The 17,233-nt window shown below is 59.7% G+C and carries 17 protein-coding genes; 5 read left to right on the top strand and 12 right to left on the bottom strand.

Annotated features, from left to right (window positions below; genetic code table 11):
• Nucleotides 1-106: 106 nt before the first annotated feature.
• Nucleotides 107-1,120, bottom strand: coding sequence for an ABC transporter substrate-binding protein (locus K0H48_RS18085; protein WP_219268530.1), 1,014 nt, complete (start codon nt 1,118-1,120; stop codon nt 107-109).
• 167 nt (nt 1,121-1,287) lie between these two features.
• Between K0H48_RS18085 and K0H48_RS18080 the strand changes: the two genes are divergently transcribed.
• Nucleotides 1,288-1,716 carry a hypothetical protein gene (locus K0H48_RS18080; protein ID WP_219268529.1) on the top strand — a complete coding sequence of 143 codons (429 nt, stop codon included), beginning with the start codon at nt 1,288-1,290 and terminating at the stop codon, nt 1,714-1,716.
• A 190-nt stretch (nt 1,717-1,906) separates the two neighbouring features.
• Here the strand turns inward: K0H48_RS18080 and K0H48_RS18075 are convergent, their stop codons facing one another.
• Genes K0H48_RS18075 through K0H48_RS18050 form a run of 6 tightly spaced genes read right to left on the bottom strand, consistent with a single transcriptional unit; the run spans nt 1,907 to nt 7,847 of the window.
• The gene (locus K0H48_RS18075) at nt 1,907-3,649 is read right to left on the bottom strand and encodes an ABC transporter substrate-binding protein (protein WP_065930235.1); all 1,743 of its coding nucleotides are present in this window, start codon (nt 3,647-3,649) and stop codon (nt 1,907-1,909) included.
• Nucleotides 3,650-3,697: 48 nt separating this feature from the next.
• A complete protein-coding gene (locus tag K0H48_RS18070) occupies nt 3,698-3,970 on the bottom strand; it encodes a DUF2160 domain-containing protein (protein ID WP_026013758.1) in 273 nt (90 codons plus the stop codon).
• 11 nt (nt 3,971-3,981) lie between these two features.
• On the bottom strand, nt 3,982-4,782 hold the full coding sequence (locus tag K0H48_RS18065) for a carbohydrate ABC transporter permease (RefSeq protein WP_003174634.1): 801 nt from the start codon (nt 4,780-4,782) through the stop codon (nt 3,982-3,984).
• 10 nt (nt 4,783-4,792) lie between these two features.
• Nucleotides 4,793-5,659: a carbohydrate ABC transporter permease gene (locus K0H48_RS18060; RefSeq protein ID WP_017137728.1), complete on the bottom strand. Its 867-nt coding sequence runs from the start codon at nt 5,657-5,659 to the stop codon at nt 4,793-4,795.
• A complete protein-coding gene (locus K0H48_RS18055; RefSeq protein WP_219268528.1) occupies nt 5,656-6,753 on the bottom strand; it encodes an ABC transporter ATP-binding protein in 1,098 nt (365 codons plus the stop codon). Before K0H48_RS18055 ends, K0H48_RS18060 begins: the two co-directional genes overlap by 4 nt.
• Nucleotides 6,753-7,847, bottom strand: coding sequence for an ABC transporter ATP-binding protein (locus K0H48_RS18050; RefSeq protein ID WP_219268527.1), 1,095 nt, complete (start codon nt 7,845-7,847; stop codon nt 6,753-6,755). The genes K0H48_RS18055 and K0H48_RS18050 overlap by 1 nt, the downstream gene beginning before the upstream one ends.
• Nucleotides 7,848-8,135: 288 nt before the next feature.
• On the opposite strand from K0H48_RS18050, the gene K0H48_RS18045 reads away from it, so the two are divergent.
• A complete protein-coding gene (locus tag K0H48_RS18045) occupies nt 8,136-9,953 on the top strand; it encodes a sigma-54-dependent Fis family transcriptional regulator (protein ID WP_219268526.1) in 1,818 nt (605 codons plus the stop codon).
• Nucleotide 9,954: 1 nt separating this feature from the next.
• On the opposite strand, the gene K0H48_RS18040 is transcribed toward K0H48_RS18045, so the two are convergent.
• The 3 genes from K0H48_RS18040 to K0H48_RS18030 form a co-directional block, all read right to left on the bottom strand.
• A complete protein-coding gene (locus K0H48_RS18040; protein WP_219268525.1) occupies nt 9,955-10,887 on the bottom strand; it encodes a FecR family protein in 933 nt (310 codons plus the stop codon).
• Nucleotides 10,884-11,426, bottom strand: coding sequence for a sigma-70 family RNA polymerase sigma factor (locus K0H48_RS18035; RefSeq protein ID WP_138815598.1), 543 nt, complete (start codon nt 11,424-11,426; stop codon nt 10,884-10,886). Before K0H48_RS18035 ends, K0H48_RS18040 begins: the two co-directional genes overlap by 4 nt.
• Nucleotides 11,427-11,731: 305 nt before the next feature.
• On the bottom strand, nt 11,732-13,846 hold the full coding sequence (locus tag K0H48_RS18030; protein ID WP_219268524.1) for a TonB-dependent receptor: 2,115 nt from the start codon (nt 13,844-13,846) through the stop codon (nt 11,732-11,734).
• Between the two features lie 242 nt (nt 13,847-14,088).
• Between K0H48_RS18030 and K0H48_RS18025 the strand changes: the two genes are divergently transcribed.
• From K0H48_RS18025 to K0H48_RS18015, 3 genes are all read left to right on the top strand, one after another.
• Entirely contained in the window at nt 14,089-14,247 is a 159-nt protein-coding gene (locus K0H48_RS18025; RefSeq protein WP_219268523.1) for a hypothetical protein, read from the top strand.
• 5 nt (nt 14,248-14,252) lie between these two features.
• Nucleotides 14,253-14,879, top strand: a complete 627-nt coding sequence (locus K0H48_RS18020; RefSeq protein ID WP_257627018.1) for a helix-turn-helix domain-containing protein — start codon at nt 14,253-14,255, stop codon at nt 14,877-14,879.
• A gap of 62 nt (nt 14,880-14,941) precedes the next feature.
• Nucleotides 14,942-15,457, top strand: a complete 516-nt coding sequence (locus tag K0H48_RS18015; protein WP_219268522.1) for a hypothetical protein — start codon at nt 14,942-14,944, stop codon at nt 15,455-15,457.
• A 240-nt stretch (nt 15,458-15,697) separates the two neighbouring features.
• On the opposite strand, the gene K0H48_RS18010 is transcribed toward K0H48_RS18015, so the two are convergent.
• Together K0H48_RS18010 and K0H48_RS18005 are read right to left on the bottom strand one after the other, a co-directional pair.
• A complete protein-coding gene (locus K0H48_RS18010) occupies nt 15,698-15,997 on the bottom strand; it encodes a hypothetical protein (RefSeq protein ID WP_138815594.1) in 300 nt (99 codons plus the stop codon).
• 117 nt (nt 15,998-16,114) lie between these two features.
• Complete coding sequence (locus K0H48_RS18005; RefSeq protein WP_219268521.1) at nt 16,115-16,855, bottom strand: hypothetical protein; 741 nt, start codon at nt 16,853-16,855, stop codon at nt 16,115-16,117.
• Nucleotides 16,856-17,233 lie beyond the last annotated feature (378 nt).

The following is a 17,233-nucleotide window of genomic DNA, read 5'->3' as shown; positions in this document are numbered from 1 at the left end:
TTTTTGGTCCTTCAAAAAGTGACCCGCCGTCAGGGCGGAACCCTAAGCCGCCATCACCGCAGCAACGGATATATACACCGACTAACCACCTCCCACAGCACGCAAATCAGCTGCCATCACCACCATGGGCTTCCTCAAAGAAGTAATCCTTCCAGCTCCCCGCCTTGTTCTTCAGCACGCCCAGTTCCTGCAACTTCTGCGCATAGATAAACGTACGCTGCGGCACGATAGTGAAGTCGATTTCCGGGTCTTGGACAATTTTCTCCACCAGATCCAACGGCAGCTTGGATTCCTCTACGCGGATATACGTCTTGGCGGCAGCAGGCTTGTCAGCCTTGATGATCTTCTCGGCCTCCGCCAGCGCGTCATAAAACGCCTTGTAGGTCTTGGGGTTTTCGTCGTGAAATTTCTGCGTGGTATAGAGCACGTTGAACGAAGCCTGCCCGCCAAGAATGTCGTAGGAACTGAGCACCTTGTGCACCTTGGGGTTCAACAACTCCTGATACTGAAACGGCGGGCTGGAAAAGTGTGAATTGATCTCCGAACCACCGGCAATCAACGCCGCCGTGGCATCCGGGTGGGCCAGGCTGATGGAGATGTCGTCAAACTTCTTGAAATTGGCATCGCCGAACAGCTTGGCGGTCTCGATCTGCAAGGTACGCGACTGGAAGCCTACGCCTGCAGCTGGCACGGCGATGCGGTCTTTGTCGGTGAAGTCCTGCAAGGTCTTCACGTTGGGGTTATTGGTCAGCAGGTAATTGGGCATCGAGCCCAGGGAGGCGATGGCCTTGACGTTCTGCTTGCCCTTGGTACGGTCCCACAGCGTGAGCATCGGCGGCACACCGGCCGAAACTACATCCAGGGCGCCGGCCAGCAGCGATTCATTCATGGCGGTGGCGCCGGAAATGCTGTTCCACTCCACCTTGATATCCAGGCCCTGCTCCTTGCCATGTTTTTCGATCAAGTGCTGGTCGCGCACTACGTCGAGGATCAGGTAGCCGATACCAAATTGCTGGGCAATGCTGATCTTGCCTTCGGCCTGGGCACCAGGGCTGAGCAAGGCACTCGCGGCCGCCAGGGACGCGGCCAACAGAGTCAGGGAGGAACGCTTGAAAGTCATGAAGAGGTCCGCTGCGATATCGAGAAGGTGATGGAGCGTAGCGGCGTTTTTTAAGACACGAAAAGAATATCGGGATCTATTGTTATGCTAATCATCCCCAAAATGCCGTGTGGCTGTTATTGTGCCGCGCTTTGAAATACACCTGCCAACCTGCGAGGAAATGGACGTTGAACACTGACGATAAAATGACTGGGGATCTGTTCGAGGTCGATAAGCGCCTGTCACTCAAGCCCGTGGTGGACTTCAACGCTTACCTGCGCAGCGCATTCGGCGATGGCCCGTGCACCTGCGTACGTTGCACCGCCGCCAACGGTGACGAAACCGGCTACGCGTTTCAGCACACCTTCAGCTTCGACGGCAAACCTACGCACCGCCGCTTCGCCTCAACGGCGGGCAGTGATGTGTTGATGGTGTTAAAGAAAGCGTGGCTGTCCTACACCAAGGCCGAGCTGCCGCTCAGTGGTGTGTTGGTGCTGGAGACGGTGAAAGAGTTTGTCGAGCCGCAGTTGCACAAGCGTGTGGCGCCGCTGTTTTTGGCCAGTGGGTTGGTCAAGGATGTGGATGGGCAGTTGCAGGTTCAGCCGCAGGCCGCCTAATTCCAGAAACACCAGCGTACAAACTGTGGGAGCTGGCTTGCCTGCGATGGCATCGGCGCGGTGCATCGGGTATACCGAGTCGTCTTCATCGCAGGCAAGCCAGCTCCCCCAGGTGATCGAGTCGGTTTTGAGGTGTGTATTCCAAGCAAAAAAACGGCACCGAAGTGCCGTTTTATCCGACCCAACGCGCTTACTTACGCGCTGCCTCCCACTGCTTCAACAGATCACCATAAGCCACGGTTTCACCTTTAGGCTTCTCGTTCGCCAGCTTCGGCTTCGGTGCACCCGGTTGATCAAACCAGTATTGCGCATCCCGCTCCGGGTTCATTTTCGGGCCGCACACCGGTTGCACCTTGGAGCGTTCCAGGCGCGTCATGATCGCGTCCTGTTCCTTGGCCAGGTTATCCAGCGCCTGTTGCGGGGTTTTTTCGCCGCTGGCCGCTGCGGCGATGTTGCTCCACCACAGCTGCGCCAGGCGTGGGTAGTCCGGCACGTTGGTGCCGGTCGGGGTCCACTCCACCCGCGCCGGGCTGCGGTAGAACTCCACCAGCCCGCCGAGTTTCGGCGCCATGTCGGTCATGGCCTGGGAGTTGATATCGGACTCACGAATCGGCGTCAGGCCAACGATGGTTTTCTTCAGCGACACAGTTTTTGAGGTCACGAACTGCGCGTACAGCCAGGCCGCAAGCTTTTGCTTCTCGGGCGTGGACTTGAGGAAGGTCCAGGAACCCACGTCCTGATAACCTTTCTTCATGCCCTTTTCCCAATACGGCCCGACCGGCGACGGCGCCATGCGCCATTTCGGCGTGCCATCGGCATTCACCACCGGCAGGCCCGGTTTGGTCATGTCGGCCGTAAACGCGGTGTACCAGAAGATCTGCTGGGCGATATTGCCCTGGGACGGCACCGGCCCGGATTCGGAGAAGGTCATGCCCGCCGCTTCCGGTGGCGCGTAGGCTTTCATCCAGTCCACGTATTTTTGCGTGGCAAACACGGCGGCCGGGCCGTTGGTGTCGCCGCCACGGGTGACGCTGGAGCCCACCGGGTGGCAGTCCTCCACGCGAATGCCCCACTCGTCCACCGGCAAACCGTTGGGCAGGCCTTTGTCGCCGCCGCCGGCCATGGAGAACCAGGCATCGGTGAAGCGCCAGCCCAGGGATGGGTCTTTTTTGCCGTAGTCCATGTGCCCATAAATACGTTTGCCGTCGATTTCCTTGACGTCTTCGCTGAAGAATTTGGCGATGTCTTCATAGGCCGACCAGTTCACCGGTACACCCAGCTCGTAGCCGTACTTTTCCTTGAACTTGGCTTTGAGGTCCGCACGTTCAAACCAATCGGCGCGGAACCAGTAGAGGTTGGCGAACTGCTGGTCGGGCAACTGATAGATCTTGCCGTCCGGTGCGGTGGTAAAGGAGATGCCGATAAAGTCCTTGATATCCAGGGTCGGCGAGGTGAAGTCCTTGCCTTCATTGGCCATCAGGTCGGTGATGGATTCGGTCTTGCCATAACGAAAATGCGTACCGATCAAGTCGGAATCGTTAACCCAGCCGTCATAGATGTTCTTGTCGGACTGCATCTGGGTTTGCAGCTTCTCCACCACGTCGCCTTCCTGCAGCAAGTCGTGGGTCAGCTTGATACCGGTGATTTCGCTGAAGGCCTTGGCCAGTACCTTGGATTCGTATTCGTGGGTGGTGAGGGTTTCCGACACCACGTTGATCTTCATCCCACGGAACGGTTCCGACGCTTTGATAAACCACTTCAACTCTTCGAGCTGCTGGGCTTCGGTGAGGGTGGATGGTTTGAACTCGCTGCCGATCCATTTTTTCGCGGCATCTTCGTACGCATCGGCCCAGGCCGTGGCGCTCAAACCGCTTAAGGCCAGTACGGCGGCCAATGAAATGCTATGTCGCAGCTTATTGTTTTTATTCAACATAGAGACCTCCTGGTGGTTTATTCATAAGGGCACTAGTTCATAAGGGCACTAGCCCCAACGCATCACACTCAACAGCCATACCAGGGATAGCGCAGACGCCACCCAGATGCTCCAGTCGGTAACGCCGATTACCAGCAAATGCAGGTAGGCGCTGCCGAGAAGACCGATAAACAAACGATCACCACGGGTGGTGCTGATCGGCAACAAGCCGCGCCGAGGAATACTCGGCGAACGCAGTTCCCAGGTGGTCATGCCCGCCAGCAGCAGGCCAATCGTCACAAAGAACAGTGCGGTCGGGGTGGTCCAGGCCATCCATTCCATCATCGAACCCTCTAGACCCGGCCCAGGGCAAAGCCCTTGGCCACGTGGTTGCGAACAAACCAGATCACCAGCATGCCCGGCAGGATGGTCAACACCCCCGCCGCTGCCAGCACGCCCCAATCAATGCCGGAGGCCGAGACCGTACGCGTCATTACCGCCGCAATCGGCTTGGCGTTAACCGAGGTCAAGGTGCGCGCCAGCAGCAGTTCGACCCAGGAAAACATAAAGCAGAAAAACGCGGTCACGCCGATACCGGAGCCAATCAACGGGATAAAAATCTTCACGAAAAACTTGGGAAAACTGTAGCCGTCGATGTAGGCGGTTTCGTCGATTTCCTTGGGCACGCCGGACATAAAGCCTTCCAGGATCCACACCGCCAACGGCACGTTGAACAGGCAATGCGCGAGCGCCACGGCGATGTGCGTATCAAACAACCCGATGGACGAATACAGCTGGAAAAACGGCAGCAAAAACACCGCCGGCGGCGCCATGCGGTTGGTCAGCAACCAGAAGAACAGGTGCTTGTCGCCGAGGAAGCGATAACGCGAAAACGCATAGGCCGCCGGCAGCGCCACGCTCAGGGAGATCACCGTGTTCAGGCTCACGTAGTACAGCGAGTTGAGGTAGCCGGTGTACCAACTCGGGTCGGTGAAGATCACCTTGTAGTTGGCCAGGGTAAAGTCCTGCGGAAACAGGGTCAGCCCGCCGAGGATTTCGGTGTTGCTCTTGAAGGACATGTTCAACAGCCAGTAGATCGGCACCAGCAGAAACAGGATGTAGATCAGCAGCGGGATAACCTTGCGCTTGCTCATGTTGGCGGCCTCAGCGGTTGGCGTCGGAATGGGTCATGGCGGTGTAGAACAGCCAGGACACCAACAGGATGATCAGGAAATACACCAGGGAAAACGCTGCCGCCGGGCCCAGGTCGAATTGGCCTACGGCCATTTGGGTCAAGGTCTGACTGAGGAACGTGGTGGCATTACCCGGCCCGCCGCCCGTCAGTACGAAGGGCTCGGTGTAGATCATGAAGCTGTCCATAAAGCGCAACATCACCGCGATCAGCAGCACGCTTTTCATCTTTGGCAACTGGATATGTCGGAACACCGCCCAGGCGGATGCGCGATCAATCCGCGCAGCCTGGTAGTACACATCCGGAATCGCACGCAGCCCCGAGTAACACAGCAGCGCCACCAGTGACGTCCAGTGCCACACGTCCATCACCAGCACCGTCACCCAGGCGTCCATGGTGTTGGCCGCATAGTTGTAGTTGATGCCCATGGCGTTAAGGGTCGAACCCAACAGGCCAATGTCGGCGCGGCCAAAAATCTGCCAGATGGTGCCGACCACATTCCACGGGATCAGCAGCGGAATCGCCAGGATGATCAACACCAGTGACGACCAGCGGCCCTTGGTCGGCATGGTCAGGGCGATGGCGATGCCCAGCGGGATTTCGATCAGCAGCACGCAGGCCGAGTAGATGAACTGGCGCAGCAAGGAGTCATGCAGGCGTGGGTCGAGCAGCACCTGTTTGTACCAGTCGGCGCCGACAAAGTAGCGGCTGGACTGGTCGAAAATGTCCTGCACCGAATAGTTGACCACGGTCATCATCGGGATCACCGCGCTGAACGCCACCAGCAGGAACACCGGCAACACCAGCCACCAGGCCTTGTTGTTCTGCACCTTGTTCATGGCTGCACCTCAAGCAGGTAATCGTCGGCGTACACCATCAACCACTGCGCGGGAAAGCTGATCGAGGCTTGGCCTTCGGGCACCGGTTTGTCTTCGGCCAGGCGCACTTTCAACGGCGCGCCGTCGAGGTTGAGGGTCATGATCTTGTAGGTGCCGAGGTCTTCCACATGCACGACATCGGCCTGCAGGGCGTCAGGGTTGTACTCGTCCCACACGTGGATAAATTCCGGGCGGATACCCACCTGCAGTTTTTTGTAATCCGTCTCGCGCAGGCGTTGTTGCAGTGCTTCGGACAGCGGCAGCAACGTGCTGGCAAAACGCACGCCACCGGCTTCGGCTTGCACCTCGATCAGATTCATCCCAGGGCTGCCGATGAAATAGCCGACAAAGGTATGGCTGGGCCGCTCGAACAGCTCGCGCGGCGTGCCGAACTGCACGATCTGCCCGCCGTACATCACCGCGATTTTGTCAGCGAAGGTCGACGCCTCAAGCTGGTCGTGGGTAACGTAGACCATGGTGATATTGAATTGCTCATGAATCTGCTTGAGCTTGCGGCGCAATTTCCATTTGAGGTGCGGGTCGATCACTGTCAGCGGTTCGTCGAACAGGATCGCCGAAACGTCATCGCGCACCAGGCCACGGCCCATGGAAACTTTTTGCTTTTCATCGGCAGTGAGGTTGCGGGCTTTTTTACTCAGCAGGGCTTGCAGGTCGAGGACCTCGGCAATTTCCTGCACCTTGCTGTGAATTTTCGCCTCGGCCATGCCCTGGTTTCGCAGGGGAAACGCCAGGTTGTCGAACACCGTCATGGTGTCGTACACCACCGGGAACTGGAACACCTGGGCGATATTGCGTTTCTCCGGGGTAAGGTCGTTGACCACTTTGGCGTCAAACAACACCTGGCCTTCGGACGGGCTGAGCAAGCCGGAGATGATATTGAGCAGGGTCGACTTGCCGCAGCCCGACGGCCCGAGCAAGGCGTAGGCGCCGCCCTGCTCCCACACATGGTTCATCGCCCGAATGGCGTAGTCCTCAGGGCCATTGGGCGTAGGGCTGTAGCTGTGCGCGAGGTTCTGCAAATGGATCTCAGCCATCAGGCAACCCTCGCAACGCGGCGCCCAGGGGCCTGGACTAAACGGCCCTGGCCATCGAACACAAAGAGTTTATGGGTGGGGATATACACGCGGATCGGCGCGTCGACGTCGTATTCATGGACACCCGGTAAGTGCAGCACCAACAAAAAGTGCTCGCTACGCACATGCAGGAAGGTTTCCGAGCCGCTGATCTCGGCCACTTCCACAGTCACCGCCAGTTCCAGGTCATCATCGTTGCTCGGCACCAGGCTGATATGGCTGGGGCGCACGCCAAAGCGGAACTCGCCTTCGCCGATGGGGCGCAGGTCCACATTCAACGGGAAGTGCACGACATTGGCAAAACTGACTTCATTGCCGCTGATACGCCCCGGCATCAGGTTGATCGGCGGTTCGGAGAACAGCTCGGCGGCCAGTACCGTCTGGGGCTGGTGATAGACCTCGGCGGCCTTGCCGCTCTGGATCACCCGGCCTTCGTGCAGGATGGTGGTGGTGCCACCCAGGGCCAGGGCTTCATTGGATTCGGTGGTGGCGTAGATGGCAATGGTGTGACGCGCCTTGAACAGTTCGCGCATTTCCTGACGCAGCTCTTCGCGCAGTTTGTAGTCCAGGTTCACCAGCGGCTCATCGAACAGGATCAGCTCGGCGTCTTTGACCAAGGCGCGGGCCATGGCCGTGCGTTGCTGCTGGCCACCGGACAGCTCCAGCGGGTGGCGTTGCAGGAACTTCTCGATGCGCAGCATCTGCGCGGTTTCCAGCACCTTGCTGTGGATCAGTTCGTTGGACACGCCGGCCTGGCGCAACGGCGAGGCGATGTTTTCGAACACGGTCATGGTCGGGTAATTGATGAACTGCTGGTAGACCATCGACACGTTGCGCAGGCGCACCGGCTTGTGGGTGACGTCTACGCCGTTCATCAGGATGCGGCCGCTGTCGGGCTTGTCCAGCCCGGCCATCAGGCGCATCAGGCTGGTCTTGCCGGACAGCGTGCGGCCGAGCAACACGTTGAAGGAACCGGCTTCGAAACGCAGGTTGGCGTCGTCGATCCAGGTCTGGCCTTCGACGACGCGGGAGACATGTTCCAGGGTCAATGACATGACACGCCCTTTTTATTATTGGAATGATTCTGGCCATTCGTAAGAGCGAGTTTCGTGCCAGAAGTGGCAGGTGGTTGATCTGTAAGGAAATGGGTTGAACAGGATGTTCAGGCAAGAACACAAATGAACAACCAGCGCTGAACAACTGAACAGCGGGTGGGTTGACATTGAACAGTTCTGAACAACAATCGATAGGCGCCACAGCTTTAATGTGGGAGCTGGTTTGCCTGCTCCCACAGTTGGACGGCGCAGGCTTGATAACAATAAAAATAAAAGAAGGTCGCCCCCATGGCCGAACCCCTCGCACACGACACCCTTATCCAGGAGTCCTGGCGCCGTTGCCGTGCCTTCGGCCTGGACCACCAGAGCACCCCTAGCTTCGATCAACTGCCCGCCGAAGGCATCAGCCAGTTGCTCGAAAGCCAGCATTCGCTGGTGCAGACCACCCATCAGGAAGTACTGCCCTACTACGAAAATATTCTCAGCAATTCCAATTGCCTGATCATGCTGGCCGACAATCAGGGCCAGGTGCTGACCTCGTGGGGCACCCAGCGTTTTATCGAGCCGAAGCTGGCGCGCGGCTTCAGTGCCGGCGCCAGTTGGATGGAACGCTCAAGCGGCACCAACGCCATCGGCACCGCGCTGGCCTGTGCCCAGGCGGTGCATATCGAGCACGATGAACACTTTCTCAAGGCCAACCGCTTCATGACCGGCTCGGCGGCGCCGATCTTCGATGCCCAGCGCGAAATCATTGCGGTGCTGGATGTGTCCAGCGACAGCTACCTGCCGCCCTCCCACACTTTGGGCATGGTCAAGATGATGAGCCAGACCGTCGAGAACCGACTGATCCTCAACCTGTTTCGCGGCGAGCATTTTCAACTGACCTTCAACACCGGCCTGAACAACCTCGACAGCCAATGGGCGGGCCTGATTATTTTTGATGACAGCGGCCAGGTGCTGTCGGCCAACCGCCGCGCCGATAATTTGCTGGGCATCAGTTTGTCGCGGGTGCTGATCGACAGTTTGTTTAAAGTCTCGCTGCTGGAGTTGTTGAATCAACCGGAGGGCCTGCCGTTCTCGTTGCAGGCGGCGGGCCGCAATCGGTTCCAGTGTTTATTGAAACGGCCGCAGAAGATGCCGGTGCAGGCGCGGGTCTTTGCTGAGCCCAAGCCCACCAAACCTACGCCGATGAGCATCCAGACCCTGCATTTTGGCGATGTGCGTGTGGAAAAGGCCGTGCGCCAGGCCGAGCGCTTGCTGGAAAAAGACATTCCGTTGTTGATTCACGGCGAGACCGGCGTCGGCAAAGAGGTGTTCGTCAAAGCCTTGCACCAGGCCAGTTCGCGCAGCAAACAGGCGTTCATTGCGGTGAACTGTGCAGCGATCCCCGCCGAACTTGTCGAGTCCGAGCTGTTTGGCTATGAAAAAGGCGCCTTCACCGGCGCCAACCAGAAAGGCAGCATCGGCCTGATCCGCAAGGCGGACAAGGGCACGCTGTTTCTGGATGAAATTGGCGATATGCCGCTGCCGACCCAGGCCCGCTTGCTGCGGGTGCTACAGGAGCGCTGCGTGCAGCCGGTGGGCAGCAGCGAGCTGTTCCCGGTGGACTTGCGCATTATTTCGGCCACCAACCGTGCCCTGCGCGACTGGGTGCAGGCCGGGCGTTTTCGCGAAGACTTGTACTACCGCATCGGCGGGCTGACCCTGGAGCTGCCGCCCTTGCGCGAGCGTACCGACAAGCAGGCACTGTTCCAGCAGCTGTGGCAGCAGCACCGTGAGCCGACCCAATGGGCCGGGCTGAGTGCCGAAGTGTTGGCCTTGTTCGAGCAACACCCGTGGCCGGGCAACCTGCGCCAGGTCAGCAGCGTGTTGCAGGTGGCGCTGGCAATGGCCGAGGAGCAGCCGGTGCGACCGGAGCATCTGCCGGATGATTTCTTCGTCGACCTGAACCTGGCGGCGCCCTTGCCCACCCATGCAAGCGTGGAAGACAGCAGCGACCTGGCCCAGCGCCTGAAAGCGGCGGGCGGCAACATCTCGCACCTGGCGCGGGAACTGGGTGTGAGCCGCAACACCCTGTACAAGCGCCTGCGCCAGCACGAAGGTTGAGCTAGCGCGGTTTGACCACCACCATCAGGTCGGTGAAGTACTCCACCCGGATCGGCAGGTTATCGGCCAGCGCCGAGAGCGCCGCCGCCGTGTCATCGAGCTTGAACACCCCGGAAACGCGCAGGTTTTTCAACGCCTGGGGATCGAAGCGCACCAAGCCATGACGGTAGCTGGCCAGGGTTTGCAGCACCTCACTCAGCGGTTGGTCGTTGACCTTGAGCAGGCCTCGCGTCCAGGCATCCGGATCGGCGCTGCCGGTCGCCTGTACAGGCCCCGCGTGGCCATGATCCAGAACCGTGCGCTGCCCGGCCGTGACCTTGACGCCCTCGCCCGTGTCACCTTGGACCGCCACAGTGGACTCGATCACCGTAACCACGGTGCTGCCGTCCGCCGCACGCTTGACCAGATAACGCGTGCCCAAGGCCGTGGCCGTGCCTTGATCGGTACGCACCACGAACGGCCGTTGCGCGTCCCTGGCCACGTCAACCCATAGCTCGCCTTGCAGCAGTTCGATCACGCGCTGATGGCCGTCGAATTTCACGTCCACCGCCGAATTGCTGTTGAGCTGCAACTGGCTGCCGTCTTCAAGGGCGACCTGGCGGCGCTCGCCGACACCGGTACGCTGGTCGGCCATCCACACCGGCATGTGCTGCACACCGAACCAGCCGCACAGCACTACGCCGAGCACACCCAAGGCCTGCACCCTGCGCGAACGTCGTGGCGCAAAGGCGCGATTCAAGGCGATGCGTGCCGGTTGCGCGGGCAAGGTGTCGAAGTTGCCCCAGAGCGAGCGCATGCGCTCGATGGCCACGGCATGGCGCGGGTCGGCCTGGCACCAGGTGTTGAAAGCGTGACGCTCGGCATCACTGACGTCTTCGTCGTGCAGCCGCGTCAGCCAATTCGCCGCTTGTTGAATGATCTGTTCGGAGTTCACGGTAACGGGTCCGCCGCGTACAGGCTGTGGTAACAATGCACCAGCGCGGTGGACAGGTAGTTTTTGACCGTGCTGGGTGACACCTCAAGGCGTGCGGCGATTTCACTGTAGGTGAGCCCGTCCAGGCGGCTTAACAGGAAGGCTTCACGGGTTTTTGCGGGCAGGCCGGCGAGCATCTCGGCGATGCGCTCCAGGGCTTGCAGCGCCACGTGGATGGCGGCCGGGTCGGGCATGCCGGCGTCTTCGCACTGCACCACCAAGGCTTGCAGGTAGGCCTTTTCGATGTTCCGGCGCCGCGCCCCATCGATCAACAGGCGCCCGGCAGTAGTGGCGAGAAAGGCGCGAGGCTCCTTGATGGTGTGCGGCTCGGCCAGCATCAACACGCGGATAAACGCATCGTGGGCCAGGTCGGCGGCGTACTGGGAACACCCGAGTTTTTTGCGCAGCCAGCCATGTAACCAGCCATGGTGCTCGCTGTACATCGCCGTAAGGGTCTGCTGACGGGCGCAATCGCCCGGCGCGGCCGGAATGTCATGCATGCGCAAAAACTTCTCAAATGGGAAATATTACCAATTGCGCGAACAATGCCAGTAAAACGGCGACGGGGCAAGGGCCACTCGGGTGGGCCGGTGCTGTGGGCGGGCTTGTGTGGGAGGTGATCTGGATGGATGCTGGTCTGTGTGGGAGCTGGCTTGTGTGGGAGCTGGCTTGCCTGCGATGCAGACGCCTCGGTCATTCAGTTGAACTGAGGTGATGCCATCGCAGGCAAGCCAGCTCCCACAACAGCCAGGCGTCCACACAAGCTCTGCTCCCACACTTTGACCTAGCTGACAGTCAAATTGGCTTAACGCCAACTCCACGACATACCGGTATAGACACCGCGACCATCGGCCGGTGTAGAGCGCGCCACATCCACCCCCTTGTCGTCATAACCCGGGGTGACGGTATTGGCATAACGCCGGTTGGTGAGGTTGCGCAGATCAACCCAGGCTTGCCAGTCCTGTTTCGGCGCGTCATAGCCGAAAGTGGCGCCCAGGGTTGTGTACGCCGCCGCGTAGTAAGAGTTGGCGTAATCCACCGCCACCCGTGAAGCATGCTCGGTGTTGAGGCTGGTGTAGAAACCGGTCGGGTGGCTGTAGCGCACTTGCGCCTGGTAGTAATGCTTGGGGATGCCCGGCAAGGTGTTGGCGCCGAAGCGGTCGTCGTCACGGTAGTGGAAATCGCTGTAGGTATAGGCCTGGCGCAAGGCCACCTGGCCATTACCACCGCCATCCCACAGTGGGCTGAGCAGGCTCAGCTCCACGCCTTGGTGCACGGTGGGGCTGGCGTTGGCTTCGGCGATCACGGCGCTGCTGGTCTGTGTCTGCGCCTGGGTTTCCACCGTGAGCAGTTCGTGACGCACTTCGGAGCGGTACAGCGCCAGGTCCCACTGGCCGAACCATTGCTCACCGCGCCCGCCTATCTCCAAGGTGGTGGCGGTCTGATTGCGCAAGCTCACGCCTTCGCGGGCCAGTCCGTTAGCGGGGCCTCCCGAAAAGTACTTGTTGGAACCCCAGATCATCGACCACGCGTGGGGCGGCTCCACCGAACGGCTCAGGTTGCCGTACACCTGCAACTGCGGGGTGAAGTCATAGCGCAGTCCGATACGCGGCGCGTAGTCCCAATCATGCTGGCTGAGCGGCGCCTGCCCTTCGGGGTAGCTGACCTGGGTTTCGCGGCGGGTGTAGATCGCCGCCAGGCCGGTGGTCAGCCACAGGTCTTGCGCCAGCTCCAGCTCGTTGCCGATATGCAACACCGTGTCGGAACCCAGGTAGCTGTAGTCGCGGGTTTTGGTGCCGGGGGCGTAATAGGTGGCGGGGTTGTTCGAAGGCACGCGCACATATTCCGAAGCGCCGTTGTTCGGCATCGCCTGGGTAGTACGCAGGCCAACGGTGGTTTTGCTGTCGTGGCCAAACCAACTGTCCTGGCGGATGTAGTTCAGGGTGCCGCTCACATCGGTGTAGGCGACTTTCAGCCGGTTGAGCCCTTCGCGCAAATCCATCGGGTAATCGTGGTAGGCCAGCCCCACCTCGACGCGGGAACTGTCATCGAGCTGCAAGGTGGTTTTGTTGGCGATCCAGGTCGAGCCCGGCTGCAGGCGCTTCGAGTCGCGGGCGGCGTTGAGGCGGTTGGCGGCGCTTGGGTCATGGCTGATCTGGTAGCGCGTCAGCTTGCCGGGGCTGTCGTTGGTGGTTTCGCGGTAGCGAAAATAGAAGCGCGTCTCCAGGTCCGGGTTGAAGCGGTAGCCAAAGTTGGCCGCGATGCCCTTGCCGGTGCCGGCGCTCTGGTGCTGGTAGCCGTCGGATTCGGAGTCGGTGAGGCTGATGTAGTAGTCGGCGTCGCCCAGCACCTGGCCGGAGCTGATTTCGCGCTGGGCATAACCGCGACTGCCCACTTCATAGCGCACCTGCAACTTCGGCGCGTCATAACCGGTATGCGTGACATAGTTGACCGAGCCACCGAGGGCCAGGGCGCCCTGGTCAAAACCGTTGGCACCGCGCAGCACCTCGACGCGGCTTTGCCACAGCGGGTCCTTGAGTTCATAAGGCGTGCCGCCGGGGCCGGTCAGCGGCAAACCGTCGAGCATTTCATACAGGCCCGAGGCGTGGGAGCCGGGGCTGCGGTTCAGGCCGGAACCGCGGATCGACAGCTTCACCCCTTCATTATTCGCCGCTTTGGCGTAAACGCCGGCCTGGTACTTGAACACGTCTTCGTTGGTGCTGACGCGTCCCAGCTGCACGCTGCTCATATCGATGAAGTTGGTGCCGCCGGGCACGCTCTTGAGCTGTGCCTGGGCCACTTCACCGGCGCTGGCCTCGCTGCTGGAGACTTCGACCGGGGCCAGTTGCAGGGTGTCGGCTTGCGCCAGTGAACTGAAGGTCAGGGCAGCAAACAGCAATGGGGGTTGGCGCAACAACATGGGGTTAAATCCTTGGCATTCGGGGGCGTGACAAAGCCTGGGCCATCACGCGAACAGTGATGGGAAGCCAGGCAGGCTCGCCAGGTCACTCCTTATTAACGGACCAGACCCTTCCCACAACAGCATCGGACCGGGATTATTTTCTAAGTCCAAAATTGCATTAACACATGCAAACTCAGTATTTAAAGAAATAACCAGCACGCATTACTGTGGGGTCATTGAGTCGCTCACGAGATCCCGCCATGCACACATCCGCCAGCGTTATTGACTTGACCCTCCACCGCAAACGCCGCCAGGCGCGTGCAGCGGCCGAGCTGATGTGGGCCATGTACGCGGCACGCGCGGGGCTTGCGGTGTTCACCGCCCACACCGCGCCCGCCAGTGATACGCGCCGGGCGTAACGCCGATGATTTTTTTACAGGTACTGCCCGAATCAGCCGAAACACTGCCAAAGCCTGTGATTGAGGATGACGACACCAGCCTGTGCGTGGCGCAGAACCTGCAACGTTTACGCAGTAAACGCCACCTCTCGCTGGACGGGCTGGCACGCGCGTGCGGCGTGAGCCGTGCGATGTTGGCGCAAATCGAGTCCGGCCGCAGCGTGCCCTCGATCAAGGTGCTGTGCAAAATCGCCAAAGGTTTGAAGGTGTCGGTCGCGGCCTTTCTGGAGGACCGTGCCTTTGAAGGCGTCGAGGTGTTGCCGGCGCAACAGAGCAAACGTCTGGTGAGTGCCGACGGGGCATTTATCAGCCGTGCGTTGTTTCCCTTTGATACCGCGCGTCAATCGGAATTTTACGAAATCCGCCTGCGTGCGCTCGGCGAAGAAATTTCTGCCGGCCACGGCCCCGGCATTCAGGAAAACCTGGTGGTGGCCCAGGGCGTACTGGAAGTCAGCGTCAACGATGAGCGCTACTTGCTCTCCACCGGCGACTCGATCCTGTTCTACGCCGACCAGCCCCACCGCTACCGCAACCCGGCGGACAGCGAGGCGGTGGCATTTTTGGTGATCACCTACCCGGAACGCCTGGACTGAATGCAAAAAGCCCCGACAAGTCGGGGCTTTTTGCACCTGTGTTACACAGCAGCGATCAGCAGGTGCAGCACATCATCGGCATGCCGTTGCAGCTCATCATCATCGGCATGGCGCAGTCGTTCATCAGCTTGTTAATGAGCATGCAGCAGTTTTCCATCATGGCCATGCTCATGCCTGGCATCGGCATCATTTTGCACATCATGCTGTCGCCCATCACGCTGCATTCCATCATGCATTTCATCATCGGCATCGGCATCGGCATCGACATGCCCATCATCGGCATGTTCATGTCAGCCATCATCTTCATGGCATCGGCCGACATGCACAGCATCGACATGTTTGCGCATTGCATCATCATCGGCATGCCGCAGTTCATCATCATCGCCATCATCTCGGCGTTGGTCTTGAACTGCGCCATGTCCATACCGGCCGCCGGCTTCATGGTGCACATCATGGCGTCGCCCGCCATTTCGCACTTCATGGTCGCCATCATCATCGGCATGCCCATCATCGGCATCATTGGCATGGACGTGTTCATCGGCATCTGCATTGCGTTCATCATGTTCGAAACTCCGTAATCGACAGGAAATGGCTAAGTTCTGGCGCCGATTCTAGAGCCACCGAGCGACGGCGCAAGACGCCGGCAGAGCAGCGCAAATGGCTGTTCGGGAGTTTGCTTGGGTGACCCCTACAGCGAAGCCGTACGTGAACACAGATGAAGCGATGCAAAGACATACAAAGTCGCTACTGGCACTGCATTAACGCCAAGATGGATATGCGATTAAAGCCTTGCCACCTCACTTAAGGAAATAAACGATCTAACCCGTGGGCAATTTCTGGTAATCAGCCTCGTTCGTCAGCGGTTCGATCGTGCGCATAAAATCATCCGCCTCAGACCCCCAGGGGAAACTGAACCCCGCCATTTCATCGCACGCCAGGATGTCAGCCAGGGCTTTACGTAACTGAGACTCCGCCGGCGAGTCGCGCAACAGTTTATGTGCGCTCAATAACACCTCGGCAGGGACCCCCTGGGCGCTTGCCACATCGATCACTGCAAAGAGGATAAATCGCAGGCGAACCTCGCGATCCGTAGGCCAAACCGTTTTTCGCTTACCCAAGGTAGGCACTCATCCGTTGAGAAAAGCCCGAGGCTATTGCCCACCGAGGGGTGTTTCAAGCGTGGGGGCTCAAGATAGGCCCTTTCCTACACTTGAAAGGGACATGCCGTACCTACATTACTGCACCGGCAAGAAATTCATCAGCAGCAAGCTCTGCGCATAGTTGAGCGCCACACGTCGGTAGCGCTCATCGAGCATCTGCGCGAGCAGGTCAAGGCGCGCCACCACTTTGCCGAACTCCACCGCAAAGCTGAGGTTGCTGCCCTCCTCCGATATCTCGTTGGAAAACAGCAGCAACACCCCGTTGGCGTCCTGGCGCTGGCTGAGCAGCCAGGTGGCTTTTTCGATGTTGCGTGCGGCGTTGCTGACAAACTGCGGGTTGATCGAGTCGGTCATATAAAACTGGGTGCGGCCGCCGTGGGCGGTCACCAGCATGCTGCCGATCGCGTAGATAAACGCGCCGACCCGGTCGCCTTTAAAATCCGGGCTTAACGAGTAGCTCAAGGCCGCCAGATCACGCCGCTCGCCGAGGGCCGGCAGCGGGTGCTGCTGCTCGATGGCCTGGCGGATTTCCCGCGCGGCGCTCACCGCATCCGGGTATCCGGATTGGCGCCATTGGCTGGGGTTGCGCAGGTAGAGTTTGTTCATCAGCAGATACAGGCTCTGCAGGTTGTCGCGCATACCCAAGGTCGCCATGCGGTCGACACTGGTCTGGAAGAACTCATCGGGCCTGCCATTGCTGAACTGGCTGGCGATATCGCGGCCCTGCTGCTGGCTGCAACCGCTGGTAAACAGTGCTAATAGAGCCGCTGACAACAACGGCCAGCGCGTGAAAAAAGCATGTGAGGTTTGATCCATCGGCACCGGGTCTGGTTCTGTTGCCCACGCTCTGAATGAGCGGGGTCGTGACAGGGGTAGATCAGCAGAATCAAAAAAAGTGCGGCGAGCCGGGTCGGATCAGACGTTGCCTACGCGCAAAGGGGTGCCTATAGGAGCATTCCCACGCTCCGCGTGGGAATGCCGCCCTGGACGCTCCGCGTCTCGCTTCTGACGCCGTGACGCGGAGCGTCACAGGATGCGTTACCACGCGGAGCGTGGGAACGATCAATACGCGCAAAGGGGTGCCTATAGGATCGTTCCCACGCGCCGCAAAGGAATGCCGCCCTGGACGCTCCGCGTCCCGCTACTAACGCCGTGACGCAGAGCGTCAGAGGATGCGTTACCACGCGGAGCGTG

Source organism: Pseudomonas sp. Xaverov 259 (assembly GCF_019352915.1).
Classification (GTDB): domain Bacteria; phylum Pseudomonadota; class Gammaproteobacteria; order Pseudomonadales; family Pseudomonadaceae; genus Aquipseudomonas.
The sequence above is the reverse complement of the archived record's forward strand: the minus strand, read 5'-3'. Positions and strand labels throughout refer to the sequence as shown.

Bases quoted from the DNA above. Each gene is read 5' to 3' on its own strand.
- K0H48_RS18025 (WP_219268523.1), top strand. From the start codon at position 14,089: ATGCACACATCCGCCAGCGTTATTGACTTGACCCTCCACCGCAAACGC.
- K0H48_RS18030 (WP_219268524.1), bottom strand. From the start codon at position 13,846: ATGTTGTTGCGCCAACCCCCATTGCTGTTTGCTGCCCTGACCTTCAGT.
- K0H48_RS18020 (WP_257627018.1), top strand. From the start codon at position 14,253: ATGATTTTTTTACAGGTACTGCCCGAATCAGCCGAAACACTGCCAAAG.
- K0H48_RS18055 (WP_219268528.1), bottom strand. From the start codon at position 6,753: ATGGCTGAGATCCATTTGCAGAACCTCGCGCACAGCTACAGCCCTACG.
- K0H48_RS18065 (WP_003174634.1), bottom strand. From the start codon at position 4,782: ATGAGCAAGCGCAAGGTTATCCCGCTGCTGATCTACATCCTGTTTCTG.
- K0H48_RS18085 (WP_219268530.1), bottom strand. From the start codon at position 1,120: ATGACTTTCAAGCGTTCCTCCCTGACTCTGTTGGCCGCGTCCCTGGCG.
- K0H48_RS18005 (WP_219268521.1), bottom strand. From the start codon at position 16,855: ATGGATCAAACCTCACATGCTTTTTTCACGCGCTGGCCGTTGTTGTCA.
- K0H48_RS18075 (WP_065930235.1), bottom strand. From the start codon at position 3,649: ATGTTGAATAAAAACAATAAGCTGCGACATAGCATTTCATTGGCCGCC.
- K0H48_RS18045 (WP_219268526.1), top strand. From the start codon at position 8,136: ATGGCCGAACCCCTCGCACACGACACCCTTATCCAGGAGTCCTGGCGC.
- K0H48_RS18050 (WP_219268527.1), bottom strand. From the start codon at position 7,847: ATGTCATTGACCCTGGAACATGTCTCCCGCGTCGTCGAAGGCCAGACC.
- K0H48_RS18070 (WP_026013758.1), bottom strand. From the start codon at position 3,970: ATGGAATGGATGGCCTGGACCACCCCGACCGCACTGTTCTTTGTGACG.
- K0H48_RS18060 (WP_017137728.1), bottom strand. From the start codon at position 5,659: ATGAACAAGGTGCAGAACAACAAGGCCTGGTGGCTGGTGTTGCCGGTG.
- K0H48_RS18035 (WP_138815598.1), bottom strand. From the start codon at position 11,426: ATGCATGACATTCCGGCCGCGCCGGGCGATTGCGCCCGTCAGCAGACC.